The sequence below is a fragment of the Mucilaginibacter gossypiicola genome, from assembly GCF_900110105.1.
Lineage (GTDB): Bacteria > Bacteroidota > Bacteroidia > Sphingobacteriales > Sphingobacteriaceae > Mucilaginibacter > Mucilaginibacter gossypiicola.
This window is the reverse complement of record NZ_FOCL01000020.1, coordinates 16,744-41,226: the sequence shown is the minus strand read 5'-3', so window position 1 is coordinate 41,226 and position 24,483 is coordinate 16,744. Positions and strand designations below refer to the sequence as shown.

The 24,483-nt window shown below is 42.3% G+C and carries 21 protein-coding genes; 4 read left to right on the top strand and 17 right to left on the bottom strand.

The window, feature by feature from the left end; all coding sequences use genetic code 11:
- Window positions 1–55 precede the first annotated feature (55 nt).
- The 12 genes from BMX50_RS32850 to BMX50_RS32795 all read right to left on the bottom strand — a co-directional run bounded on the left by BMX50_RS32850 (window position 56) and on the right by BMX50_RS32795 (window position 12,844).
- Complete coding sequence (locus BMX50_RS32850; protein WP_091221902.1) at window positions 56–1,060, bottom strand: glycosyltransferase family 4 protein; 1,005 nt, start codon at window positions 1,058–1,060, stop codon at window positions 56–58.
- Window positions 1,061–3,337, bottom strand: coding sequence for a glycosyltransferase family 4 protein (locus tag BMX50_RS32845; protein WP_091221898.1), 2,277 nt, complete (start codon window positions 3,335–3,337; stop codon window positions 1,061–1,063).
- Window positions 3,338–3,729: 392 nt separating this feature from the next.
- Window positions 3,730–4,920, bottom strand: coding sequence for an aspartate aminotransferase family protein (locus tag BMX50_RS32840; protein ID WP_091221894.1), 1,191 nt, complete (start codon window positions 4,918–4,920; stop codon window positions 3,730–3,732).
- A 279-nt stretch (window positions 4,921–5,199) separates the two neighbouring features.
- A complete protein-coding gene (locus BMX50_RS32835; RefSeq protein ID WP_091221890.1) occupies window positions 5,200–5,706 on the bottom strand; it encodes a hypothetical protein in 507 nt (168 codons plus the stop codon).
- A gap of 17 nt (window positions 5,707–5,723) precedes the next feature.
- Window positions 5,724–6,749 carry a hypothetical protein gene (locus tag BMX50_RS32830; RefSeq protein WP_167668170.1) on the bottom strand — a complete coding sequence of 342 codons (1,026 nt, stop codon included), beginning with the start codon at window positions 6,747–6,749 and terminating at the stop codon, window positions 5,724–5,726.
- Window positions 6,750–6,812: 63 nt separating this feature from the next.
- Window positions 6,813–7,367, bottom strand: coding sequence for an RNA polymerase sigma factor (locus tag BMX50_RS32825; RefSeq protein ID WP_091221884.1), 555 nt, complete (start codon window positions 7,365–7,367; stop codon window positions 6,813–6,815).
- Window positions 7,368–7,398: 31 nt separating this feature from the next.
- Window positions 7,399–8,364, bottom strand: a complete 966-nt coding sequence (locus tag BMX50_RS32820; RefSeq protein WP_090531969.1) for a transketolase family protein — start codon at window positions 8,362–8,364, stop codon at window positions 7,399–7,401.
- A 104-nt stretch (window positions 8,365–8,468) separates the two neighbouring features.
- A complete protein-coding gene (locus BMX50_RS32815; RefSeq protein ID WP_090531971.1) occupies window positions 8,469–9,314 on the bottom strand; it encodes a transketolase in 846 nt (281 codons plus the stop codon).
- A gap of 52 nt (window positions 9,315–9,366) precedes the next feature.
- Window positions 9,367–9,828 (bottom strand): thioredoxin-dependent thiol peroxidase, encoded by a 462-nt coding sequence (gene bcp / locus BMX50_RS32810; protein ID WP_091221880.1) that lies wholly within the window; start codon window positions 9,826–9,828, stop codon window positions 9,367–9,369.
- 14 nt (window positions 9,829–9,842) lie between these two features.
- Window positions 9,843–11,564 carry a M23 family metallopeptidase gene (locus BMX50_RS32805; protein ID WP_091221877.1) on the bottom strand — a complete coding sequence of 574 codons (1,722 nt, stop codon included), beginning with the start codon at window positions 11,562–11,564 and terminating at the stop codon, window positions 9,843–9,845.
- A gap of 2 nt (window positions 11,565–11,566) precedes the next feature.
- On the bottom strand, window positions 11,567–12,178 hold the full coding sequence (locus tag BMX50_RS32800; RefSeq protein ID WP_091221873.1) for a fumarylacetoacetate hydrolase family protein: 612 nt from the start codon (window positions 12,176–12,178) through the stop codon (window positions 11,567–11,569).
- Window positions 12,179–12,400: 222 nt separating this feature from the next.
- The gene (locus tag BMX50_RS32795) at window positions 12,401–12,844 is read right to left on the bottom strand and encodes a T9SS type A sorting domain-containing protein (protein ID WP_158286892.1); all 444 of its coding nucleotides are present in this window, start codon (window positions 12,842–12,844) and stop codon (window positions 12,401–12,403) included.
- Between the two features lie 269 nt (window positions 12,845–13,113).
- On the opposite strand from BMX50_RS32795, the gene BMX50_RS32790 reads away from it, so the two are divergent.
- Window positions 13,114–15,063, top strand: a complete 1,950-nt coding sequence (locus tag BMX50_RS32790) for a KUP/HAK/KT family potassium transporter (RefSeq protein ID WP_091221864.1) — start codon at window positions 13,114–13,116, stop codon at window positions 15,061–15,063.
- A gap of 226 nt (window positions 15,064–15,289) precedes the next feature.
- Here BMX50_RS32790 and BMX50_RS32785 read toward each other — a convergent pair whose 3' ends face one another.
- Both BMX50_RS32785 and BMX50_RS32780 read right to left on the bottom strand, forming a co-directional pair.
- Entirely contained in the window at window positions 15,290–15,703 is a 414-nt protein-coding gene (locus BMX50_RS32785) for a DUF5655 domain-containing protein (RefSeq protein ID WP_244281162.1), read from the bottom strand.
- Between the two features lie 5 nt (window positions 15,704–15,708).
- Entirely contained in the window at window positions 15,709–17,643 is a 1,935-nt protein-coding gene (locus BMX50_RS32780) for an amino acid permease (RefSeq protein ID WP_091221857.1), read from the bottom strand.
- Window positions 17,644–17,722: 79 nt separating this feature from the next.
- Here BMX50_RS32780 and BMX50_RS32775 point away from each other — a divergent pair, with 79 nt between their 5' ends.
- Window positions 17,723–18,406 (top strand): phosphatase PAP2 family protein, encoded by a 684-nt coding sequence (locus BMX50_RS32775; protein WP_091221854.1) that lies wholly within the window; start codon window positions 17,723–17,725, stop codon window positions 18,404–18,406.
- Here BMX50_RS32775 and BMX50_RS32770 read toward each other — a convergent pair.
- Together BMX50_RS32770 and BMX50_RS32765 are read right to left on the bottom strand one after the other, a co-directional pair.
- Window positions 18,403–19,071, bottom strand: coding sequence for a hypothetical protein (locus BMX50_RS32770; RefSeq protein ID WP_091221851.1), 669 nt, complete (start codon window positions 19,069–19,071; stop codon window positions 18,403–18,405). The two genes, BMX50_RS32775 and BMX50_RS32770, sit on opposite strands and share 4 nt — an antisense overlap.
- Window positions 19,072–19,309: 238 nt before the next feature.
- Window positions 19,310–20,773: a glycoside hydrolase family 130 protein gene (locus tag BMX50_RS32765; RefSeq protein ID WP_091221846.1), complete on the bottom strand. Its 1,464-nt coding sequence runs from the start codon at window positions 20,771–20,773 to the stop codon at window positions 19,310–19,312.
- Window positions 20,774–20,985: 212 nt separating this feature from the next.
- Between BMX50_RS32765 and BMX50_RS32760 the strand changes: the two genes are divergently transcribed.
- Together BMX50_RS32760 and BMX50_RS32755 are read left to right on the top strand one after the other, a co-directional pair.
- Window positions 20,986–21,663, top strand: coding sequence for a response regulator transcription factor (locus tag BMX50_RS32760; protein WP_091221836.1), 678 nt, complete (start codon window positions 20,986–20,988; stop codon window positions 21,661–21,663).
- Window positions 21,664–21,675: 12 nt separating this feature from the next.
- The gene (locus tag BMX50_RS32755) at window positions 21,676–22,995 is read left to right on the top strand and encodes a sensor histidine kinase (protein ID WP_091221830.1); all 1,320 of its coding nucleotides are present in this window, start codon (window positions 21,676–21,678) and stop codon (window positions 22,993–22,995) included.
- A gap of 501 nt (window positions 22,996–23,496) precedes the next feature.
- On the opposite strand, the gene BMX50_RS32750 is transcribed toward BMX50_RS32755, so the two are convergent.
- Window positions 23,497–24,417: a DUF58 domain-containing protein gene (locus BMX50_RS32750; protein ID WP_091221826.1), complete on the bottom strand. Its 921-nt coding sequence runs from the start codon at window positions 24,415–24,417 to the stop codon at window positions 23,497–23,499.
- Window positions 24,418–24,483 lie beyond the last annotated feature (66 nt).

Below are 24,483 nucleotides of genomic sequence, written 5' to 3'. Positions count from 1 at the left end.
CCAAATTATGTTACACCACGGGTTACGCTGCGCTAAACCCGCGGCAGTTTTTCTTTTATCCCAATATTTTTTTATACAGGCCCCAATAATCACTCACCATTTTTTCACTTGAAAACTGCGAGTTTGCCCAGTCATAACAGTCAGCCCTGCTGATCTGATCAAGCCAATCAACAGCGTCAACCGCTTCATCGACCGTATTTACTAAAAAGCCTGTCTGGGCATCCTTGATCAACTCGGGCATCGAACCCCGGTTAAAAGCGATGACCGGCGTACCACAAAGCATAGCTTCGGCTACACTCAGGCCAAAAGGTTCATTAAAGCTTATAGGGTGTAGTAAAGCGTAGGCCTTTCCTAAAAGCACCCGGCGCTTATCAGGCCCGGCATGACCTATATATTCAATCTCCTCAGATAACTGCGGTTCTATTTTTTCTTTAAAATAATTGGCATCCTGCACTATGCCAGCTATCAGCAGCTTTCTTTTACTTTTTTTGGCGACCTCAATCGCCTCGGCAGTGCCTTTATCAGGATGGATACGGCCGAAGTATAACAGGTAATCATCCGGTTGTTCATAAAATTGAAAATCACGGGTATCAAGTCCGTTGTATACCGTGGCTAAATAATCAAGTTCGCGGCTCCGGTCGGCATTACTGATGGAGACATAATGCCCCCGGCTGTTATACTTTTTATACACCGGGATGATCTTCGGTGATGAAAAACCGTGTATAGTAGTGATCACCGGCGTTTTAATCAACCCCGAATAAGTAAGCGGCAGAAAGTCGAAGTTATTATGAATGATATCAAATTGCCCTGCTTTCTCCATCAGGTTGCTGATGTGCAGGCATTCCAGCACTTTTGCGTCCTGGGTACGGTTTTCTTCATAACCAGCAGCGCAAATGGCATCAAGTGTACCGGCGGTTATCGAATCACCTGTAGCAAAAAGTGTTACTTCGGCCCCAAGGTTAATAATGCCTTCGGCTATGTTTGATGCTATCTGCTCCCAGGGCCCGTAATGCCTGGGCGGTGTGCGCCATGCAACAGGGGCTAATATCGCTACCTTCATTTAACAGATCTGCATTTTTTGACCGTATTTATTGTACTCATATTCCAGCTCAAAAGCTTTCAATACCGTTAAGTGCGATATTAGGTAGGCAAGCGTGCTTTCGGCACCCTGGTTACGGTTTATACCTCCCGGCAGCAATCCATCACAGCAACCCTTGGTTTCATGGTCGTACAGCGGTGCGCGCAAGGTATTTTCGCCCAGAAACCACTTATAGCTCAGGAACATTTTTTCAATATACTGTGGTACCCTGAAAATCTGGTAAGCCTGGAAGTGCATCAGCACCATAGCCATTGTTTCAATAGCCTGCTGATCAAACGTTGGGAAAGTACCTCCGCGGTAATACCAGCCATCGTTGCCGACAGGGCTCAGATAGCCGTTTGACAATGTAAGCTGATCGAGAAAAGCCATAGTTGCCAAAGCTATTTTTTTAGCTTCTTCATTCCCGGTTATTTCGCATGAATGCAGCAATGCAAGTGGAAGAATGGCGTTATCATAAGTCATTTTCTCCTCAAACCATTGCCAATCGTCAGACTGGGTATTGTTGTAGGCATCTATCAATGGCTGGGTTAAGTTAGCCAAGATCTTCACCATGCCCTCATCTGTAGGGTAAACCTGCAGGTATAAGCTGATACCAATTATGGTATTGGCCATTCCCCTTAAATGTTTCAGCGCTGCAAAATGTGGTACCGATTTATGAAAAATCTCTAACGAAAACTCCCGGTATGAATTACTCGCAGCACAGCCAATCAAATGGCCAAGCGCCCAAATGGTACGGCCAAATGAATCCTCCGAGCCTACCTCATCCAGGTATCGCCTGTCAAAACTCAGGAAGTTGCGGAAGTTACCATCGTCGGTCTGCATGTAGTGGATGTAGCTCAGGTATATCGGCAACAGTTCAAATGCCTCGCGGCTCCCGTTACGCTGATAAGCCATCAGCGCCATGATGAGGGCACGTGCGTTATCATCCAAACAATAACCTTCTTTCAGATTTGGGATGCCGTATTTGGCATGCTGTACTATACCTGTATCATCCGTTAAACGCAAAACATGAGTTAAACTGAATTTCGGTAATATCTCCGGATCAACAATACTATTGCGGAGAATCTTATCGCTAAAGTCATATCTAACGAGGGATTCCTGTGCTACTTTAATAAATTCGGCGCCAATTACCGGCCAGCGTAAATGCAGCCCGTATTGATAAGCATTTTCTTTTAGCTCATTTAATACGCGATCCTGATCAAGCAGTTCGATAACCGTATCAGCTAATGCATCTGAATTTTTAAAGTCGAATAACCTGCCGCGTTTATCGGCCAGCAATTCTGTTGCATGCCAGTATGGTGTTGACACCACTGCTGCACCTGCGCCTACTGCGTAAGACAGCGTGCCGCTGGTGATCTGTGCTTCGTTCAAATATGGGGTGACATAAATCTCGCAGGCGGTAAGATAGTTTACCAACTCTTCTTCCGATACAAACTTGGCAATAAACGCAAGGTTTTTGGAAACACCCAACTGTGCAGCAAGCGATTTAAGGTGATCGCGATATTCTTCACCAGAGCTTTTGATAACGCCGGGGTGTGTATTGCCTAACACCACGTACATTACATCGGGATGTTTTTCTACTATTTTAGGTAATGCTTTTACAACGGTTTCCAAACCTTTATTGCGGCTCAGCAAACCAAAGGTTAACATCACCCTCTTATTTTTGAACGACGACAAGTTCTTAACCGGATTTTCGGCAGGAGCTTCCACATCGGGTACGCCGTGCTCTATGATCTGGATTTTGTCCACAGGGATTTCATAAATGCTGGTCAGAAACTCAACCGCGCGTTTACTCATCACCACAACTTTTGATGACTGTTCGGCTATTTCACGAATAATGATGCGCTGCACATAGCTCGGATCTTTTAATACGGTATGTAAAATAGAGATCAATGGCTTCTCGAGGCGATTGATCAGCGGTAAAATGTAAATGCCGCTTTCCCCTCCGTAGATGCCAAACTCATGCTCCATAATGCATACATCGGCATTACTGGTGTTGATGTAGTTGGCCGCCCGGATATAATCCTTTTGATGATTTTGACGGATAACATATTTAACCTCCTCCGGGTATTCATACTCCTGCAGGTTCTCCGAATCATTAAGCGCCACAACAAAACCGTTTTGTGCTAAGGTTTGCCGCTCGGGAAAATTTGAGCTGATGGCACGCATTAAATTGTTATTAAATGTTGCAAGGCCGCATTCGCGGGGGGGATAGGTTGATATATATGCTATTTTCATATGTAGATTATGTATAGATGCTTTGCTTTAGATGCTTTTCATTACCATAATTTTAATTAATTGTAAAAAGCAAATGACTACAAAAAAGTGCAGTGAGTGACCTCAATTATTCCCTCGGATACATTCAAAGCGCTATTTTCGTAGATACACATATAAATACACAAACTATACCAATTTAATTCAAACTTAAATTCAAGGAGATTATCGAGACGTTGTAACAGGCAAGTTACAGGGGCGAATAGTGAGTTATTGCAAACGGTGTCATTTCGATAGAGCAGTGATCGGATTGTGCGCTGGAGCGAAAGAGAAATCTTATACGCCATGCGGCTTTGCGTATAGTACAAGATTTCTCACTCGTTCCTCGCTCGAAATGACAAGGAGGATATTGTATTTTATTTACTGTGGAAATCAATAGCTTCAACAATCACATCACAAGCCTTCCTGATCTCATCATGCGTAATAATAAGCGGGGGAGCTAAACGCATAGAGTTGCTGCAATGCAAAAACCAGTCGGTGATAACACCATTTTCGATACAGCGGTCAATTATTTTTTTATTGAGGTCGAAGTTTTCCAGCTCAACGGCCATCATTAAACCTTTACCGCGAACCTGGTGTATAGCAGGATGTACAAGCAATTCCCGAAACAAAGTCTCTTTTTCGGCTACACCGGATACCAATTCGTTATCCAGCAGATATTCTAAGGCGGCCAAACCCGCCGCACAACATACCGGGTGCCCGCCAAACGTGGTGATATGGCCAAGAATAGGGTTTTCCTTCAGCACATCCATGATCTCATTAGATGAAATAAATGCACCAATAGGCATGCCGCCACCCAAAGCTTTTGCCAAAAGCAAAATATCGGGAACAATACCAAAATGTTCAAAAGCGAAAAGCTTACCTGTACGACCAAACGCCGCCTGGATCTCATCCAGTATCAACAGTGTACCCATTTCGGTACAACGTGCCCGTAAGGCTTGCATATAAGCAATATCCGGTACGCGGATACCAGCCTCACCCTGGATGGTTTCGATGATGACACAGGCCGTTTCTTCAGTGATCAGCAGGAGATCGTCCGGGTTATCAAACCGGATGAAATTAACACCCGGCAACAAAGGCCGGTAAGCCTGCTTAAACTCCTCATTACCCATAACGCTCAATGCGCCGTGTGTGCTGCCATGATATGAGTTAAGGCAGGCAACAACCTGCTGCCGGCGGGTAAAGCGCTTAGCGAGCTTTAATGCCCCCTCCACAGCTTCGGCGCCCGAGTTGGTAAAATAAACCGACTGTAAATTATCCGGCAATACAGAAACAAGCTTTTCGGCAAAACGCACCTGCGGTGTTTGTACGTATTCGCCGTAAACCATCAGGTGCATATATTTATCAACCTGCTGTTTTATAGCATCAATAACATAAGGGTTGCTGTGGCCTAAGCTGCTTACACCAATACCTGAAATCAGGTCGATATATGGCCTGCCCTCCGCATTGTACATATAGATACCTTCGGCACGCTCAAATTCAAGTAATAAAGGAAAATTGGTGGTTTGTGCGTTATTGGCAAGAAAAAGCTGGCGAAGAGTTGGCATGTTGTTAAGTTCTAAGTCTTAAGTTGTGAGGGCCTAAGTTAATTTCCAAACCGTCATTACGAGGAACGAAGTAATACCAAACTGTACAGGGCGGACCTGTCTACAGGGGATTGCTTCGTTCCTCGCAATGACGGTTCTTATATAATATTTAAGACCTACAGTATGTATGCAAAGATAGTTCAAACCCTCAGATAGAAAACCATCTAAAAATTAAAACTAATCTCAGTAAATATTGACTTAATACTTCTAACTAAAGACTCGCGACTTAAAACTTCAACCTCAATTCCCCGCTCTTTCGCTGCGTTCGCTAAGCTGTTTGATGAGCTCGTCGTTAAATTCCTGCTCGCTTTTGTACAGGATGCTCACCTTTTCGGGCGGAAGGATCTTTGAAAAAGAATCACGGTAGCGTTTACGGATTCCAACCAGTTGGCTTTCATAATAGATCTCTTTATCTATTTGCTCGGTTCCGTTGGTTGATGAAGTTGAGTTGTTTAAACGCTTAAGGATGCGCACAGCAGTAAGCTCCTGCTGATATTGATTATAAAGCGGCCAAAATTTGGTCGCTTCATCATCGGTAAGATCAAGCTGACGGCTAATATACCTGTTACGGGCAGCCTCAAGTCTTTTTCCCATAGCACCTTTTTTGTTGCCATTAGGGCGAACGGGATTAAGCTCGGGCCTTGAAGGCGTTTGAGCCGGAACAAAGCGGTTAACCTGTCCCACAGCTTCATAGCCCATAGCCATAACAAATAGCACAATACAAATATGCCTGATCAGTTTACTCATTAAATATTTTCCTCTGTTTAATTATCTATATAATCCGACAGATCTTCATCTGCATTACTTGTATTACTTTTTTGATTAGCATCCATCAGTGTACGGGTATCGCTTGCGTCCATATGTAACTGAAGATAGCTTTTTATTTCATCAACCGGAACTGATGACACCTGCTCATGTAAATAAGAGTGGTTATGATCTGCCGGCTGTAAATCTGCCCTGAAAATAACACCTACACCAAGTATCAAAGCAAAACAAGCGGCTGTAGCATACCTGATGGTTGGTGAAGACCAAAGCCTCCTTACCATGCCTTTTTTCTGTACAGGTTTGGCTTTATTAATGCTTACAACATTATCTACCTCTTGCTCCTCTTCAACCTCAGCATTAACAGTTTTATCTAAAATGCGCTGGCTAAGCTGATCAAAGTAGTTTGCAGGCACTTCAAAGCCTTCATGTTCCATGTTCATGGCTTCCTCTATCGCAATTCGGCTTTGGATGTTGGCGCTTAATTCCTCAAAATAATTTTCAGGAACGGTAAAGCCTTCATCCCCCATGGCCTCCTCCACCGCAATGCGGCTTTGGATATTGCTGCTCAGTTCGTCAAAATAATTTTCAGGAACCGTAAAACCTTCGTCGCCCATGGCCTCCTCCACCGTTATACGGCTTTGGATATTGCTGCTCAGTTGGTCAAAATAATTTTCGGGCACCGTAAAACCCTCGCCCGCATCCATGGCTTCATCTACCACAATACGGCTTTGAATGTTGCTGCTAAGCTCATCAAAATAATTTTCGGGAACGGTAAACCCCGAATCACCGGCGCTAAAAGCACTCTCAATATTTATACGGCTTTGGATGTTGCTGCTTAGCTCGTCAAAGTAATTTTCAGGTACCGTGTACCCTGCAGATGGATAGTTTTTTAATCCCTCAAGCCTTATGCGTGTTGTAATGTGCTGCGCTAACTCATGAAAATAGCCTTCAGGCACTGCGAACGGGTTAGTTTTGCTAACCTGTTTCAGCGCGATGAAATCATCCAGCCATTCCCTATTGTCCATATCGCTTTTCATACACAACTATAGATTGGTATTGTGCTAAAAGGTTTAACGTAAATTAAAAAATTAATCGTGACCAAGCAAATGAGCTTCTATCTTCTTGACTGCCAAGTGAAAAGAAGCTTTTAAAGCCCCTACACTGGTACCCAAAACCTGCGACATTTCTTCGTACTTCATGTCTTCATAGTATTTCATATTGAAAACAAGCCGTTGTTTTTCGGGCAGGGTAAGCAGTGCTTCCTGCAGTTTACGCTGCGCTGCGTCGCCGTTAAAATAGGTTGAGTCGGCCAGTGTATCAGCCAGCTCGTAAGCAACATCATCCAACGAAACATTATTTTTTTGTTTTTTCTTATTCAAAAAAGTAATGCATTCGTTGGATGCTATCCTGTACATCCAGGTGTACAGTTGCGCGTCGTTTCTGAAACCAGCAAGGTTTTTCCAAACCTTTACAAAAACATCCTGAACCAAATCATCGGCATCGTCATGATCAACAACCATGCGCCTGATGTGCCAGTATATTTTTTGCTGGTATTTTTTCAACAACAGGTTAAACGCCTCATTTCGGGTTTTTTCGTCCTGAAACTTGCTTAATATCTCTGAATCTTCAACCTGTACCGACATTTTTAGAATTTTATTAATGTTAAAGGTTTAATTAACCTTTTTTGTTTTTTCTTTCTATCACCTTTTTAACTGCGGCCACAATATGATCTGCATCCAGGCCATATTTGGTCATCAGTTGTTCAGGTGTACCGCTTTCGCCAAAGCTGTCATTAACAGCTACGTACTCCTGTGGTGAAGGGTTGTGTACCGCAAGTACCTGCGCAACGCTGTCACCTAAACCACCAAGGCGGTTATGCTCTTCGGCAGTAACTACGCAGCCTGTTTTAGCAACCGATTTCAAAATAGCTTCTTCATCCAATGGTTTAATAGTGTGGATGTTGATGATCTCGGCATCGATACCTTGTTCAGCTAAAATTTCGCCTGCCAAAATAGCCTGCCATACCAGGTGACCTGTAGCAAAGATACTTACATCGGCGCCTTCATTCACCATCCATGCTTTACCAATTTCAAATTTTTGATCAGGATCGGTAAAGATAGGAACAACCGGCCTGCCGAAACGCAAGTAAACCGGGCCGTCGTACTCAGCAATAGCAACAGTAGCAGCTTTAGTTTGGTTATAATCGCAGGTGTTGATAACAGTCATGCCCGGTAACATTTTCATCAGGCCGATATCTTCCAAAATCTGGTGGGTAGCACCGTCTTCGCCCAAAGTTAAACCGGCGTGTGAAGCGCAGATCTTAACATTTTTGTTTGAATAAGCTACTGACTGGCGGATCTGGTCATAAACCCTGCCTGTAGAAAAGTTAGCGAAAGTACCTGTGAAAGGGATTTTACCACCGATGGTCATACCAGCAGCAATACCGATCATGTTAGCTTCGGCAATACCTACCTGTACAAAACGCTCAGGGAATGCTTTAATAAAATCGTTCATTTTTAACGAACCGATGAGGTCGGCACAAAGGGCAACAACCTGATCGTTTTTCTGGCCTGCTTCCAGCAACCCGGCGCCAAAGCCCGAGCGGGTATCTTTTTTATCTGTGTAAGTGTATTTTTTCATTGTTCAAATTCCCTCTGCACAATTGAGAGAGATTGGCATTAAATCGTAACTAAATTAAACTGACGCTTTTTTAACTCTCCCCCTTTGGAGAGCCGGAGGGGGGATTAATAATCGCCCAGTGTTTCTTCTAACTGATCTAAAGCCAGTTTAAGCTGCTCATCATTTGGCGCAACACCGTGCCATTTGTGGCTGCCCACCATAAAGTCAACACCGTAGCCCATTTCAGTATGCATCAGGATCATGATCGGTTTGCCCTGACCTGTACGGCTTTTTGCTTCTTCAAGCACCCTAACCACATCGGCCATATCATTACCTTTCATATCCAGTACATCCCAGCCAAAAGCTTCCCATTTAGCGCGAAGATCGCCTAATGAAAGCACCTGTTTGGTTGGACCATCAATTTGCTGACCGTTAACATCAATAGTTGAGATCAGGTTATCAACATGATTGTGAGGAGCAAACATTGCTGCTTCCCAGATCTGGCCTTCCTGGATCTCTCCATCGCCATGCAGGGTAAACACCAATGATTTATCACCGTTTAATTTCTTAGCTAATGCAGCACCGATAGCTACTGATAAGCCCTGACCTAATGAACCCGAAGCAATACGGATACCAGGAAGGTGCTCATGTGTAGTTGGGTGACCTTGTAAACGAGCGTTTAGTTTACGGAAAGTTGCCAGTTCGGCTTTATCAAAATAGCCTGCATGTGCCAGTGTGCTGTAAAACACAGGCGAAATATGACCGTTTGACAAGAAGAAAATATCTTCGCCAACAGCATCCATATTAAATTTAGGATCGTGGTTCATTACCGAAAAATACAGTGCGGTAAAGAAATCGGTACAGCCCAGTGAGCCGCCCGGGTGGCCTGATTGACAGCCATGTACCATGCGTACAATGTCGCGCCTTATTTGCGACGCGGTTTTTTCTAAAGTTTGTAAGTCTGCTTTCATTAATGGAATTTAGGAACTGCTAAAGTAGCTATTTTGATTGTGTTTTTAACACTTATTTTACAAGATCAAGCACCTGCTGTGATGAGGCCTTAGTATCAACCTTACTGATCACGTGCGTAATAACTCCCTCTGCATCAATTATGAATGTAGTACGGGCCGTACCCATATATTTTTTGCCATACATATTCTTCTCAACCCATACGCCATAAGCTTCAACAATTTTAAGCTCATTATCGGCAATAAGGGTAAATGGCAGACTGTATTTGGTTTCAAATTTTTTGTGCGATTTTTCATCATCGGTGCTTACACCTATCACTTCAAAACCCTTGCTTAAAAGCGATTGATAATTATCCCTGAAATCGCATGATTCGGCAGTACAACCTGGGGTATCATCTTTTGGATAAAAATAAAGGATCACATTTTTGCCTTTGTAATCAGCAAGGGATACTTCCTTACCGTTTTGGTCTTTAGCGGTAAAAGCGGGTGCTTTATCGCCTTCTTTTAATGTTGTCATGGTTTATCTGGTACTTATCTGGAAAAATCGGCGGAAAATTCCGAAAAATTATTCTTGTTATCAACTAAAGCCAACTTAAACACGTGTTTACCGGGTGCAATATCGTTATTAAACGTGTAACTTAATATTTTACTTTTATAATCATGCTCCATTAGCACCCATTTACCGTCAATTGTACCCGTATAGCTCTTAATTCCTGATAAATTATCGCTCATTCTGAAATTAATACTGCGTGCAGCCTTCATATTGCTGCCATTTTTGATATTGAGCGGGTGAATAACGGGCGGTACAGTATCTATTTTGATATAATAATCGCCAAAAGCGCTCACCTGCGATATCACGTAGCCATCTTTAAAGTAGCCACCCTGGCAGCCGCCCCATGAACTTACAATAACCGCCTTATCAGCATACTTGCCCAAATCAACATCCGGCTTGATCCAGATCTCATAGCTGTCATGAATGGGCGTTAACCTATTATGGATATGGTGCATAGCCGAATAAGCCCCAACAGGTTTTGCCGATACCGAATATTGAAAATCAAGATCATCATACAGATTGCCCGGCATAATGATCACCTTAACTTTATCGTTACTAAACTCGCTGCGCTTATCGTAATAAAACATAGTACCTGTAGGTTTTACGGGCTGGGGATTAACAAACGGAGACGATTTAACTTTCAGCTTCAGTGATGATGTATTGCCTGCAACATCTTTCACTACGTATTCTACGTCGTGTGTGGCATTATCGTCAAACGTAATGATGCCATTGTTTACCGACTGCGGATACAACGAAATGCGGCTTCCAGGCAGGATGAAACATTTCTGCATCCACCTGCGGGATGATTCAAAGGCAGGATAATCGATATAAGCGTTGATGGCATGGGTTTGATCAAACGCGAAACGCTCAACCGCAAAGGTATATACCGTTTTGCCGTCCAGCTTTAGTTCGATAGAATAAACGCCGTTATGGTTAAACGACGTACTGTTCATATCTGTAGTATTAATCCCGAAGCCGATATTGCCGCTTAGTTCAAGTGTTTGTGGCTTAATAAGGTGATAATTACCTGCTGATCCGGTAACGCCTAAAAACTCCTTGGATGTTTTTTCGCTAAAGGGTTTCCCGTTAAGGTGATAAATGCCAATAGAGGTAATGGTAGGCGGCACTTTATCGGGGATGGTTAAGCCGAATAATTGTGCATTGATGGTTTCCTCGGTTTTGCTGTCCCTGATCTCGAAGTGCACATGCGGCCCGGCCGATGCACCGGCATTACCTGAAATGGCTACAACTTCATCTTTTTTAACCGGTACTTGTGTTGGTGTAAGGTTAAAATCAGCCTCGTAGGTTTGGTGCTCGTACTGGTATTTTTTCACGAGATCGATAACCGCCGGACTAAAACTTTCCAAATGCCCATAAACCGTAGTATAACCGTTTGGGTGGGTGATGTAGATTGCCCGCCCAAAGCCACCAAACTGTACGCGTACCCTTGATATGTAACCTTCGGCAGCAGCATGTACGGGATAACCGGTGCGCTGATTAGTTTTAAAATCGAGCCCGGAATGGAAATGAGATGGCCTTAGCTCGCCAAATGAGCCAGCGGTGGTAGGCGGTGTAAGATCAAGCGGATACCTGAAATAATTTTGCGGGTATTGCCTGCTTTGTATAATATCATTCTGCGCAAATGTGTTTGAATAAAGTGCCAAACACATAGCACCTGTAACCAATAGTTTTTTGATCATGCTTATTTAACGTAAAAATCGAGCATTTTCTCATCCTCAAGGTATCCCTCAAGCCTGTCGCCGATTTTTACTTTTGATACACCCGGAGGAGTGCCGGTAAATATAAGATCGCCCTTTTTAAGAGTGATGTATTTTGAAACAAAGGCGATGATGCTCTCGAACGAGAAAAGCAAGTCGCGGGTGTTACCCTGCTGGCGGGTTTCGCCGTTGATGTCCAGCTTAAAGTTGATATCATAAACCGATTCGAACTTTGCCTTAGGCACAAAAGTGCTGATAGGCGCCGAACCATCAAAAGCTTTGGCCAATTCCCAGGGTAAACCTTTCTCTTTATGACGGGCCTGAACATCGCGTGCAGTGAAATCAATCCCTAAACCAATCTCTTCATAATAGTTGGCGGCAAATTTTTCGCTGATGTGTTTGCCTTCCTTGCTGATCTTTAAAACCAGTTCTATTTCGTGGTGAACATCTTCCGAAAAATCGGGGTGATAAAAAGGCTTGTTTTCTTTCAGCAAAGCCGTGTCGGGCTTCATGAAGATAACCGGCGTGGTAGGTACCGGGTTATTGAGTTCTTTGGCGTGTTCGGCGTAGTTGCGGCCAATGGCAATAATTTTCATAAATGAACGCTATAATTGCCAAAGCTAAAAAATTTGATGGGTTTGGGGGAAGGTTTATGACTTGTATTAATTATTTGACGTAAATAACGCATGTCATTGCGAGGAGCGGCATGGGCAAAAGCGTCCGCGGCGACGTGGCAATCTCGTAGCTATACAAGACGGATATGCGTTGGCTACGAAATTTCCGCGCTATGCTCGCAATGACATAGTTTTAGCTATTTATTAATTAATAACAGAGATCCTTTTAATAACCGACTCAGTACCGGCTACTACGCGTACAAAGTAAAACCCGCGAACCAGCTTATTGCTGATAGGGTAATTCAGATTATGATCGCCAGACTCAACCCTTTGCGAAAACAGGGTTGAAATATCGTTACCCAGTACATCCATTATTTTAATGGTAACATTGGTATTGCGCGATATAGAGTATTTAAGATTGATCTGATCAGTTACCGGGTTGGGGTACAATTGCACATCACTCAACAGTTTATCATCCGGCCGGGATACGTTAATTTTTACATTTGATGTAACAGCAGGTTTCAGGGGAGGAAGCGAAAGATGCAAGCCATTTTTCAAATAAGAGGTTTTGGTCCCCTTTGTTTTGCCCCTAAGGTTCACGGTATCAGACTTCAGCGAGTGACCATCGGCAACAAAAGCGAAATTCATGAAAATTGCTATCGCAATCATCACGACCCATGTGTAGGTGTAAACATAAGAATATGTAAAATTTCGCCTCATTATTTAGTATGATTCTACAAAAGTATAAATAATGCCCTCATCCCATTAAATAATAATGTTTTTGTAAATCTTTTTAACAAATTTTAACAAAATGTGCAGCCTTATTGTATTGTAGACACAATATTTCCTTATACGTTTAATCGGCATAATGGTTTAACCAAAAAAATTAATATTTTTGCCATCTCTAAATCATAAAAGTGTCAAATCATAAAGATCTGCATAAACTGTCGGCCGCTGGCTTTTTGATCAGTTTAGGAATAATTTACGGTGATATTGGTACCTCCCCATTATACGTATTTAAAGCTATTGTTGGCCAACGCCAAATTTCCGAAACGTTAATTCTTGGAGGTGTTTCGCTCATTTTTTGGACATTAACCCTGCAAACCACCTTAAAATATGTGGTGATAACTTTAAGGGCTGATAACAAAGGTGAAGGTGGTATTTTTTCGCTGTTCTCCCTGGTGCGGCGTAAAGCAAAATGGCTTATTGTGCCGGCAGTTGTAGGCGGTTGCGCCCTTCTTGCCGATGGTATCATTACCCCTCCTATTACCATATCTTCGGCTATTGAAGGTTTGCAAACCTATTATCCGCATTTACCAACAGTGTACGTGGTAATGGCTATTATTACAGCCTTATTTATCATACAGCAATTTGGTACATCATTGGTAGGTAAAGCATTTGGGCCTATCATGTTTGTGTGGTTTACCATGATGGGTTTTTTGGGTATCACCTATATTGTGCACGATCCGTGGGTTATCCGTTCACTAAACCCGTACTATGCTATTAAATTGCTTACATCGAGTTCAAGCGATGGCGCATTTATTATATTAGGTGCCGTGTTTCTGTGTACTACAGGTGCCGAAGCCTTATACTCTGATCTTGGTCATTGCGGTAAAGCAAATATCCGCGTAAGCTGGGTTTATGTTAAGATTTGCCTTATCCTAAACTACTTAGGCCAGGCAGTTTGGCTGTTACAGCGCAATGGTCACGTGATGGACCTTAACGCCCAAAACCCTTTTTATCAGATTATGCCAACCTGGTTCCTAATCTATGGCATCGGTATCGCTACCGTGGCGGCTATCATTGCCAGCCAGGCTTTGATATCAGGTTCGTTCACGCTCATTGCTGAGGCTGTAAGGCTTAACCTTTGGCCAAAAGTGAGGATCAATTACCCATCCGAACAAAAAGGACAGCTATATGTACCCAGCGTTAACTGGCTGCTTTGGGCTGGCTGTTTAGGCGTGGTATTGATATTTAAACATTCGGACAAAATGGAAGCTGCTTACGGTTTAAGTATTACCGTAGCCATGCTCATGACCACCATACTGGTATCCAAATTCCTGAAACGTAAAAAAGTACCCAACTATATCATCAACACGTTTTTGGCGGTTTACCTGCTCATTGAAGGCACCTTCCTTACCGGTAACCTGCATAAGTTTTTAGACGGTGGCTGGTTTACCTTATCTATAGGCTTTATCCTGTTCACGGTAATGTGGACCTGGCATACCGCCCGCAAGATCAGGAACCGCTATGTTAAGTTTGTTGAGATTGAAGACTATTTTGATATCATTACCGAATTAAGCCATGATGAAAGCGTACCTAAGTATGCCTCTCAACTGGTGTACTTAACCAGCGCCAACTTCAATTCAGAAATTGAATCAAAAATTGTTTACTCCATACTGCAAAAGCAGCCTAAGCGTGCCGATGTTTACTGGCTGGTACACGTTGACGTAGTGGACGAACCTTACAAACGCGAATACGAGGTAGATCACCTGGTACCAAACAAGCTGATCCGCATTGACTTTAAGCTTGGTTTCCGCGTTGAGCAACAAATAAACCTGTTGTTCAGGAAAGTAGTTGAAGACCTGGTTAAAAAAGGCGAAGTTGATATTACCAGCACCTACAAATCACTGAACAGGCACAAAATCGTCGGCGATTTCCGTTTTGTGGTGATCGAAAAGATCTTCTCACGCTCACATAACCTGTCATTCATTGAAAGGTTTATTATGGATTACTACAAGCAGCTTAAAAAAGTAAGCTTATCTGAAGAGCGCGGCTTTGGTCTCGATCTGAGCTTTGTAACAGTAGAAAAAGTGCCATTGGTACTTGCAATACCTGAAGCAATTGAGATCCACAGGGTTAATTAAACAGCCTTTTTAATATTGAAAGCCTTCCGGAAACGGGAGGCTTTTTTTATTTATACTACATACATCAACCCCCAAATATCATTGCGAGGAGCTTGAGGGGATATGAGGGAAGGGAGCGACGCGGCAATCGCGAACCCTGCAATTCCGCTCTGTATAGTATGCGATTGCCACGCTATCGCTCGCAATGACATAAGTTTTAATTGAAAGCCTGTGGTAGTTTTTTCTTTTATAACCCGCTCTCCCAGGCCATCCGCATATACTTCCTTACTTCATCATTAATATCTTCCTTAAAAAACATCCTGAAGTAATGATTATACTGATTGGTACCTGGCACCTGTTTTATTTTGCTAAAGCACAGGTTATCATCATAAACCTTATCAAACGGAAATACCACATCAATAAAGTTTTTACCCAGTTGGGTTACATAAGCAAAGTTTACCCTTGCACCTAAAGCAATCATGCTTTTGGTAGGATAAACTTTAACCGGACCAATTTGAAGATACTCATCAACCAAATAGTCAAAAAGGGCAATAGTATGGGGCGATTTTCCGCTTAGCGCTTCTGATAGTTCCCTGTCGCGACATGAGTGCACCTGGTTAGTGACAGTAAATTCACGTTCACATATGGGGCAGGTCCACATGATATTTATGCCGTTTTAGCTTCTCTGCCTAACACACTGTTTTTATAGCTGTAAGTAGCATAAATTACCAGGCCTATTACCAGCCATATCAAAAACCTGAGCCAGTTGGTATAGCCAAGCTCGGTCATGAGGTAAAAACAGCTCATGAGCCCTAAAACCGGGATTAGCGAGAAGTTTTTAATAAAGCTGTAAACCGCTATGATGATGATCAGGATAAAGAAAAGATAGTTAGGAAAATTGTACAGAAAACCATTAATACCAAGGTTATATTTTTTAGCGTCGCTGATGCTGCTTGTTTGCCTTAGCGCAGTATTGAATTTATCTTCTTCAATATCCTTAAAATATTTCTTAGCCGAATCGGGCTGGGCGGCTACGTGGGTGTTGTAAAGTTGATTGGTGGTTTTAAGCAAGCTCAGCTTATCATTATTATCCAGGTTATCAATGATATCGCTACGGTCTTTGAGCTTTTTAAATTGCATCATTTCAACCTGGGCAGCCGGTTTAAACCAGGCAACCGAACCCAAAATCACAAGTGTGATAATTGGAATAATGAATTTGCCATTTACATAAGGCAGGTGAAATTTACCTTTAACCGCTTCTTCGCGCGGAAGCAATAGCACTCCCCCGCAAACCAGCACAAAGGCAAAAAGAGTACCTATACTGGTCAAATCGGTAACTTCGGTAAGGTTCATAAATAACGCAGGAACAGCAACCACAAACCCGGTTACCACGGTTGCAAAGGCCGGCGTTTGATATTTTGGATGGATACGCGAAAAAGCTTTAGGCAATAAACCGTCGCGGCTCATACTCATCCAGATCCTGGGCTGGCCTAATTGGAATATCAGCAATACACTGGCCGTCGCAATAACCGCGCTGATAGAGATCACGTAGCTTATTTTATTTAAACCAACTTTGGCAAAAACAAAGGCCAGTGGGTCGCCAACCTGCAGGTCTTTATAGCTTACCATACCTGTAAGCACCAGGGCTATCAGGATATATAATACCGTACAAATAATCAGTGAGTAGATCATGCCGCGGGGCAAGTCGCGCTGGGGCTTTTCACATTCTTCGGCAGTGGTTGATATCGCATCAAAACCAATGTAAGCAAAAAATACACCCGATACCCCTTTCATAACACCACTGAAACCATTTGGCATAAAAGGGTGCCAGTTGGCTGGTGTTACATAAAAAAAACCTACCACTATTACCGCTATTACGATAACTATTTTTAGTACCACCATGGCATTGGTAGCCTTTTTTGTTTCGCGGATACCGACGTAAACCAGGTAAGTGATGATGATAACAATTAAAAGGGCTGGTAAATTGGCTATCAGTTTAAGGTTGCCTATTCCAGGCGCCTGATCCCAGGCAAGCGCTTCTGCTTTTACCTTGTCGCTAATTTCAGCGAGGTTTTTGCCGGCTGCCAATACCTGCTCATGCCCGCGCAGGGCCGAAACATAGTCCATTGTCAGAAATTTGGGCATATGGATATGAAATCCCTCAAGCAGGTTTACAAAGTACTCGCTCCAGGAAATGGCTACCGCGATGTTACCAATGGCGTATTCCATTAATAAATCCCAGCCGATGATCCAGGCAATCAGCTCGCCAAAAGATGCATAAGCATAAGTATAAGCACTGCCTGCAACCGGGATACGTGATGCAAATTCGGCATAACAAAGCGCCGAAAAGCCACAGGTTACAGCTGTTAAAATAAATAAGATGGAAACCGCAGGGCCACCGTGAAATGATGCTTCACCAATTGTCGAAAATATACCGGCTCCCACAACGGCAGCTATGCCCATCAGGGTCAGGTCTTTTACATTAAGTTCTTTTTTGAGTTGGGATGATGTTGTACCGGGATGCTCACTATCACTAAAACCGCACTCAACATCATTTAAAATTTTCGCTACTGACTTTTTACGAAAGATACTTTTCGACATGTAGTTTAATTAATAAGTCTAATCAATCTCAAAATTAATCATTTTTTTGCATTGAATAAGTATATGCTTACTTTGCACCATGAAGATAGGAATAAAAGACGTGTTGTACAGGATCCGCCCTTTTTTTATCCTTTACCTTATCCTTTTAGCTACCTGTTTGACTATCAAACTGCTATTTACCCGCGAAATTATTTTCTTTACCGTAAACGGATGGCACCAACCCTGGCTTGATGCCATTGAACCTTACGTTACAGATATTGGCGATGGTACTACTGCCGTCATATTATCGCTTGCTATGCTTTTGTTTAGCTACCGCAGCTGGTTATTGCTGGCCTCAAGCTATGCCGTTACATCAATTGTAGCACAGATCCTTAAATACATTTACATTGCACCGCGGCCAAAGCTATATTTTGCCGACCAGTGGAGCAGGGTGCATACAGTAGATGGTGTTTATATTTTAGAGAAATACAGCTTCCCTTCGGGACATACGGTGAGCGCTTTTTCGGCGGCACTGGTTATCACATACCTTTGTAAAAACAAAGGCTGGGGAATCCCAGCCTTGTTTGTTGCCATTATGGTTGGCTATTCAAGAATGTATTTAACCGAGCATTTTTATGAAGATGTACTTGCCGGCTCGGCTATTGGCGTATTTGTTACTATATTTTGGCTCACCTGGCTTGATGGTAAACAGTTCATCAATTCGGCCAAATGGAACAGGGGCCTGCTCGATAGCGTTTTCAAAAAAGCCCCTGCCGTTAATTAAACTCCTGCTTCCAGTTGCCTGTTTTTACGTTTGATGACGGTTAATACGATAATCAGTATGATAACTGCGCCACCGCCATAAATACCTATTTTAGCCGGAGCCGACATGCCCTTTGCATCAGACAGGTACTGGTCACGACGATCTAAAGTAGGCGCTATATGGATAGAGCCCGAAAATTGCTTCAATTCGGCCTTTGCCAGATCGGCCCTTTGTTCAGGATAGTTATACTCAAATGTATAAGTTGCATCCTGGGTGTATAACAGGATAAAGTTCCTTAATTCGGGAGATTCGCCGGTTGAACCGCTGTTATCAATCCTAAGGGTAAATATTTTACCTTCCAACTTACCAATGGTGGTATCACGCGGATACATCACACTGCCGTTAACAGATTGCTTCTGGATGCCATTAATGTAGGTTTTAAATACATCTTTCAGGTCTTTCTCTTTATTCAAAGGTTTGTTATTGGCGTTTGGTACGCGTAAAACAAGAATATTACCTAATGATGCAGCACCCTGGTATATCTGTTGACCTAATGTATCCTTTTTTATAAAGCCCTCTGGCAATGAAACCGTAACAAGGCTATCTATCTTTACAGGTTTAAGTGCCTGGCTAAAACCTGCAAGCGAAATGAGCATTATGCTTAAGCTTAAAATTATCTTTTTCATATTTATTTAACTTAAAAAAGAAGAATAAGTTTTAACTAATAACATATCATGAGATTTAAATGATACTTAACTGACTTATAATCAACAATATAAATACCAGCTAAAAGCAGAAGGCTTAAGGCTGAAAGCTTTATTACATGGGGCGAAATACCAATGCTATCAGGGGCTAATTAAACAAAAACGTCATTGCTGCGAGGTACGAAGCAATGACGGTGAAGAACTTACGAGTTAATAGCTTTCAGCCTTCGGCTTTAAGTTTATTTAAAAGTTCATCCAAACACACTTCAGCAAAAGCGGTTGATGAATCGGAAACACCGTATGGAATAATAAGCTTATTATTATGCACAATGGCTCCACATGAGTAAAGTACATTAGGTACATAGCCTTCACGTTCGTCACTATTGGGGATCAATAAAGGCTCTTTTAAGCGACCAATTTCGACCGTAGGGTCATCCAGTTTGAGCAGGCTTACACCTAATACATAACGACGCATCGGGCCAACACCGTGGGTTATCATGATCCAGCCATCCGGCGTTTCGATAGGTGATCCGCAATTACCTATCTGCACAAATTCCCAGCTAAATTTGGGTTGCTGCAACATCACGGGTTTTTCCCAGATATTGATCTTGTCCGAATACATGATATAGTTATTACAGCCATCTATCCGCGATATCATCACATACTTACCATTTACTTTACGCGGAAACAAGGCCAGGTTTTTATTCTGAGCGCCAGCCCCGTACAAAGGCATGATTTTGAAATTATAAAAATCAGAGGTTTGCAGCAGCTTTGGCATAATCAGCGAGCCATCATAAGCGGTATAAGTAGCATAGTAAAGCTTGCTTCCGTCATCGTTGGTGAACTGTACAAAACGGGCATCTTCAATCCCCTTACGCTCGTATTCAGATATCGGAAAAATCACCCTGTCGGAAATATCGGTATCCAGCGAAAAAACAATTTCATAATAAGAATCGGCAAGCCAAAGGACTTTGTCATATTCCAGCCGTTTCATATCATCTTCCTGCAGCTTTTGCGAATCCATAATGATCCGGCGCAGGTTGGCGTATTCAAAATGATGATCGAGTTTGGATTCCAACTCGCTTATCACATCTATATTAATTTGAGTGATAGCCGCTTTTTCAAAAAAGAGCTTTTTATTATAAACGGCGTTCCTGACAATTTCGGCTTCATCGATGTAGCTGCCGGCAGGCTGAATGCTGATGTTGTTATTCTTATCAATCCACGCCCGGCGAAAAGTTATTGAAGAGATATGCCCCTCACCTACCGCCCTGAAACTAATGATAACGCGGCGCTGTCCGTCTTCTAATTCCGTTTGATCTGGATCCTCAACTATCGAAGGATTAAAGAATGCAGCCGATTCTATTGAATATTCATGCGTAAAATAAGAGCCTATGAGCAGTTTGCGGTAAACAGTAAGCGTATCAAAATCGATATTGAGCTCTAAAAACAAGGGCTTAAGTTTACTGCAATGCCTGTTGAGCACACGGGTAATGTTACGGTGCCTTTTAGAATATTCCTGCAATATCGGCGATACAATGCCAAAGGCATCATCTTCGCTGATAAGCATCACACGCTCAATAACTTCTTTGGCGCGGTCGTTCCCATTAAAAAAAAACCTGGCTATTACACGTTTCGGATCTGGATTCACCCGGATGGGCTTGCGTTCGATGGAAAGTCTCATATAATGAAGTGGTAGCTTTTAATTGGTAACAGCGATAACCGCAAATTGATTTGTGCTTTTTTAATTTAAACGCAACATTTAAAAAATGACACTTTACAGGCCGTTATAAAAGCCTATCTTCATACTTTGTTAATCTTTGGTACGGTATTTTGCCTGCCGTGAATAATCTTGACCCTATAACCCTTATTGATAGCTCCTGTAAATGCACAATTATGAACGTATTAATTGTTGAAGACGAAAAAGGCCTTGCGCTTGAAGTTGATGAATTTTTAAGCCACGAAGGTTTTACCGTTGAGCATGCCCGTACAAAAAAGTCGGCGTCCGAAAAAATCTTCGTAAACAATTATGACTTTATCCTACTCGACCTGGGTTTACCGGACGGCGATGGTTTTGACTTGCTTAAAATGCTTAAGGGTATGAATAACCGCGAAGATGCAGTGATTATCCTTACAGCCCGCGGCGCGGTTGATGACCGGGTATCGGGCCTTGAACAGGGTGCCGACGATTACCTGGCAAAACCATTTTCATTAAATGAACTGCTGGCTCGTATGCATGCCATTACCCGCCGCAAACACCGGCTGGAAAGCAATGATATCAACGTAAAAGGCTTAAAAATAAATATACAAAACCGTACAGTTACCTATAATGATGAACGGATTGCCCTCACCAAAAAGGAATTTGAAATTTTCAACTACCTGGTGCTTAACAAAAACAGAGTAATATCCCGTACCAACCTTACCGAACATGTTTGGGGCGATGTGCTGGAAATAAACTCCGATTCCAACTTTGTGGATGTACATGTTAAAAACCTGCGTAAAAAACTATCGGCATATATCCCTATTGATTGGTTTGAAACAGTGAGGAGCATCGGCTACCGCATTAACATCTGAAATTAACAGCCTATGAAATTACAGGTAAAACTGGCCCTTTACAATACGTTAACCAAGTTAGCCATCATACTTTTTACGGGTCTGCTTATCCTGCTTTCTATCGAGAAGATATCATACGACCATGTTGAACTCAGGCTGGAAGAAAATGAGCGGGAAACACTCAGAAACCTTAATTCAAAAGAGATTAACAGTAAGCTTACCAATCAAAAGCCTTATACCGATTTTAATATTTTAAAGGAAGAGTTTATCACCATAAAGCCCGTAAAGTTTGAACCAACGGTTACTAAAAACGCATCGTTTACCACCGAAACACGTACCAACGAAAGTGTAACGCAAACTTATCGCATATTAACCCACCAGTTTAACTTTAACAACCATACCTATTTGCTTGAAATTGGTGTGTCAATTACTTCAATTGAAGAGTTGAAATCCATTATTAAACGGTTTACCCTCTTAACATTGTTAATAGCCCTCGCCCTTACTTTAGTAAGCGACCTGATATTCACTAAGTTTTTGCTTGCCCCTTTTTACAAGATCATCGACCGCAAACTGATCAAGGTAAATGACCCCATGAACTTTGATTATGAAAAAGTAAAAACAACCACACAGGATTTTGAGCTGCTTGATGACAGTATCAGCACACTCATGAAAAAGATCAGCAACCTGTTTAGCCTGGAAAAACAGTTTATTGCCAATGTATCTCACGAGCTGTTAACTCCGATCTCAATCATCAGTTCCCGGCTGGAGAACATTTTATTGCAGGAAGAACTTAGCGAAGCCAGCGAAAATAAAATGCATGCTTCGCTGAAAACACTAAACAGGCTTAAATCTATCATTAACAGCCTGCTGCTGATATCAAAAGTTGAAAACAACCAATATGATAAAGCCGATGTAGTTATGATAGCAGGTGCAATTATGGAGATTGAGGAAGAACTGGAAGACCGATTGGAAGAAAAGCACCTCACTTTCAATAACAACATCAAATACATCTACTCCATTATGGGCAACCGCCCGCTGATGCACACCCTGCTGTTCAACCTCATTAATAATGCTATCAAGTACAACAAACCTAAAGGCAGCATTACCGTTGCCGATGAATTGAAGGAAGATGTTTATATACTGGAAATAACAGATACAGGTGCGGGGATGGACCAGCAGCAAATAGAAAACGCTTTTAACCGTTTCGAGAAATTTGAAACAGAAGAAAAGGAAAGTTATGGCCTTGGTTTAGCCATTGTAAAAAGTATTACCGCTTTTCATGGCATCAGGGTAAAAATAGATTCGGTAAAAGAAAAGGGCACCAGTATATTCCTCATATTTAATCGCGAGTAAGGCTTCACTTTATCTTCACATTGTATCCATACCTTCGCCAAGTTTATTTTATAAGTAGATCCCCTATTTAACTATAGAGGCCGTTTTCCGTATGGGAACGGCCTTTTTTGTTTCAAAAGAAAATCTTTTATTAATTACTGTCATGCTGAGTGTTTAAATCCTACGGATTCTAAAGGTGAAAATGACAAAAGAGGGCCTGTCAGTCTGAGCCTGTCGAAGACTCGTGCGAAGAGGCCTGCCCGCCATACTTCGACAGGCTCAGTATGACACCCCTTTTTAAGTTGTCATGAGTAGGCACGAAGCATCTTCTTCGCCCTGTACAACAGCCCTGCCTCTCGAAGAAGATTCTTCGCTATCACTCAGAATGACAAATACTTATAAATTCAACTCCCCAAATGGAGCAAGTTTTGTTTGGATGGGTTAAAGGGTGGATAACTTGTGACTATGTTCATGATTACTTCGTACTTTATAATGACGATTTTGTTTTTATAAACACCTCGTTCATATCATTTTATTACGCTTAACCAGGTAGGTATTCAGGATATGATGATAACCTTCATGAATATCGGCATCAACCAGGTCGATATGATATTGCGCACATTTTAATTCCAGTTGATGGCGATACTCTTTCAACGATGCTTTGTAGGCCTCGCGGATGCGGGCCGGGTTTACCTTCAGTTCATCACCGCTTTCAATATCAACAAAATGATGAGGGCGGTTATCAAAATTAAACTCAAGTTCCTTTTGTTTATCAGTTACGTTGAAAATCACCACCTCGTGCTTATTAAACTTCAAATGCTGAATAGCTGCAAATAAAGCCTGCTGTTTTTCGGCATCCAGGTTATTCTCCAGCATATCGCTAAAAATGATCACCAACGAACGCTGGTGGATTTCCTGCGCTATATGATGCAGTACATTGGTGATATTGGTTTGTGTATTCACCTTAGGACTGGCATACGTTTTTTCCAGCTCGGCATATAAATAAAACAGGTGCGTTGTGGTTGATTTTGCCGCGCTGATCCAGTCAATCTTGTCCGAAAACATACAGAGCCCAAACGCGTCGCGCTGTTTTTTGAACAGGTACATCAACGATGCTATAGCATAAACCGAAAACTGGAGTTTACTGGTACCCACTTCGGGGAAATTCATGGATGATGACGTATCCAGCAACAAGAAACAACGCAGATTGGTTTCTTCTTCAAATTGCTTAACAAACAATTTATCGGTACGGGCCAGCAATTTCCAGTCGATATTTTTTACCGACTCGCCATTGTTATACAGGCGATGTTCAGCAAACTCAACCGAGAAACCATGAAAGGGGCTTTGATGCAAACCGGTAATAAATCCTTCAACCACCTGCCGGGCCAGCAATTCAAGATTGGCCAGTTGCCTTATTTGCTGATCATCATTTAATTTGGGCATAGGCTAATATAGGGTATAAAAAAAGCGTTGCAAAATTGCAACGCTTTTTCATTAAGTATGTTGTGT

Coding starts and splice junctions, on each gene's coding strand:
- BMX50_RS32845 (WP_091221898.1), bottom strand. CDS start 3,337: ATGAAAATAGCATATATATCAACCTATCCCCCCCGCGAATGCGGCCTT.
- BMX50_RS32800 (WP_091221873.1), bottom strand. CDS start 12,178: ATGAAAATTATTGCCATTGGCCGCAACTACGCCGAACACGCCAAAGAA.
- BMX50_RS32795 (WP_158286892.1), bottom strand. CDS start 12,844: ATGAATTTCGCTTTTGTTGCCGATGGTCACTCGCTGAAGTCTGATACC.
- BMX50_RS32785 (WP_244281162.1), bottom strand. CDS start 15,703: ATGTGGACCTGCCCCATATGTGAACGTGAATTTACTGTCACTAACCAG.
- BMX50_RS32840 (WP_091221894.1), bottom strand. CDS start 4,920: ATGCCAACTCTTCGCCAGCTTTTTCTTGCCAATAACGCACAAACCACC.
- BMX50_RS32750 (WP_091221826.1), bottom strand. CDS start 24,417: ATGCCCAAATTAAATGATGATCAGCAAATAAGGCAACTGGCCAATCTT.
- BMX50_RS32820 (WP_090531969.1), bottom strand. CDS start 8,364: ATGAAAAAATACACTTACACAGATAAAAAAGATACCCGCTCGGGCTTT.
- BMX50_RS32770 (WP_091221851.1), bottom strand. CDS start 19,071: ATGAAAAAGATAATTTTAAGCTTAAGCATAATGCTCATTTCGCTTGCA.
- BMX50_RS32850 (WP_091221902.1), bottom strand. CDS start 1,060: ATGAAGGTAGCGATATTAGCCCCTGTTGCATGGCGCACACCGCCCAGG.
- BMX50_RS32825 (WP_091221884.1), bottom strand. CDS start 7,367: ATGTCGGTACAGGTTGAAGATTCAGAGATATTAAGCAAGTTTCAGGAC.
- bcp (WP_091221880.1), bottom strand. CDS start 9,828: ATGACAACATTAAAAGAAGGCGATAAAGCACCCGCTTTTACCGCTAAA.
- BMX50_RS32760 (WP_091221836.1), top strand. CDS start 20,986: ATGAACGTATTAATTGTTGAAGACGAAAAAGGCCTTGCGCTTGAAGTT.
- BMX50_RS32830 (WP_167668170.1), bottom strand. CDS start 6,749: ATGGACAATAGGGAATGGCTGGATGATTTCATCGCGCTGAAACAGGTT.
- BMX50_RS32765 (WP_091221846.1), bottom strand. CDS start 20,773: ATGAGACTTTCCATCGAACGCAAGCCCATCCGGGTGAATCCAGATCCG.
- BMX50_RS32835 (WP_091221890.1), bottom strand. CDS start 5,706: ATGAGTAAACTGATCAGGCATATTTGTATTGTGCTATTTGTTATGGCT.
- BMX50_RS32780 (WP_091221857.1), bottom strand. CDS start 17,643: ATGTCGAAAAGTATCTTTCGTAAAAAGTCAGTAGCGAAAATTTTAAAT.
- BMX50_RS32805 (WP_091221877.1), bottom strand. CDS start 11,564: ATGATCAAAAAACTATTGGTTACAGGTGCTATGTGTTTGGCACTTTAT.
- BMX50_RS32815 (WP_090531971.1), bottom strand. CDS start 9,314: ATGAAAGCAGACTTACAAACTTTAGAAAAAACCGCGTCGCAAATAAGG.
- BMX50_RS32775 (WP_091221854.1), top strand. CDS start 17,723: ATGAAGATAGGAATAAAAGACGTGTTGTACAGGATCCGCCCTTTTTTT.
- BMX50_RS32755 (WP_091221830.1), top strand. CDS start 21,676: ATGAAATTACAGGTAAAACTGGCCCTTTACAATACGTTAACCAAGTTA.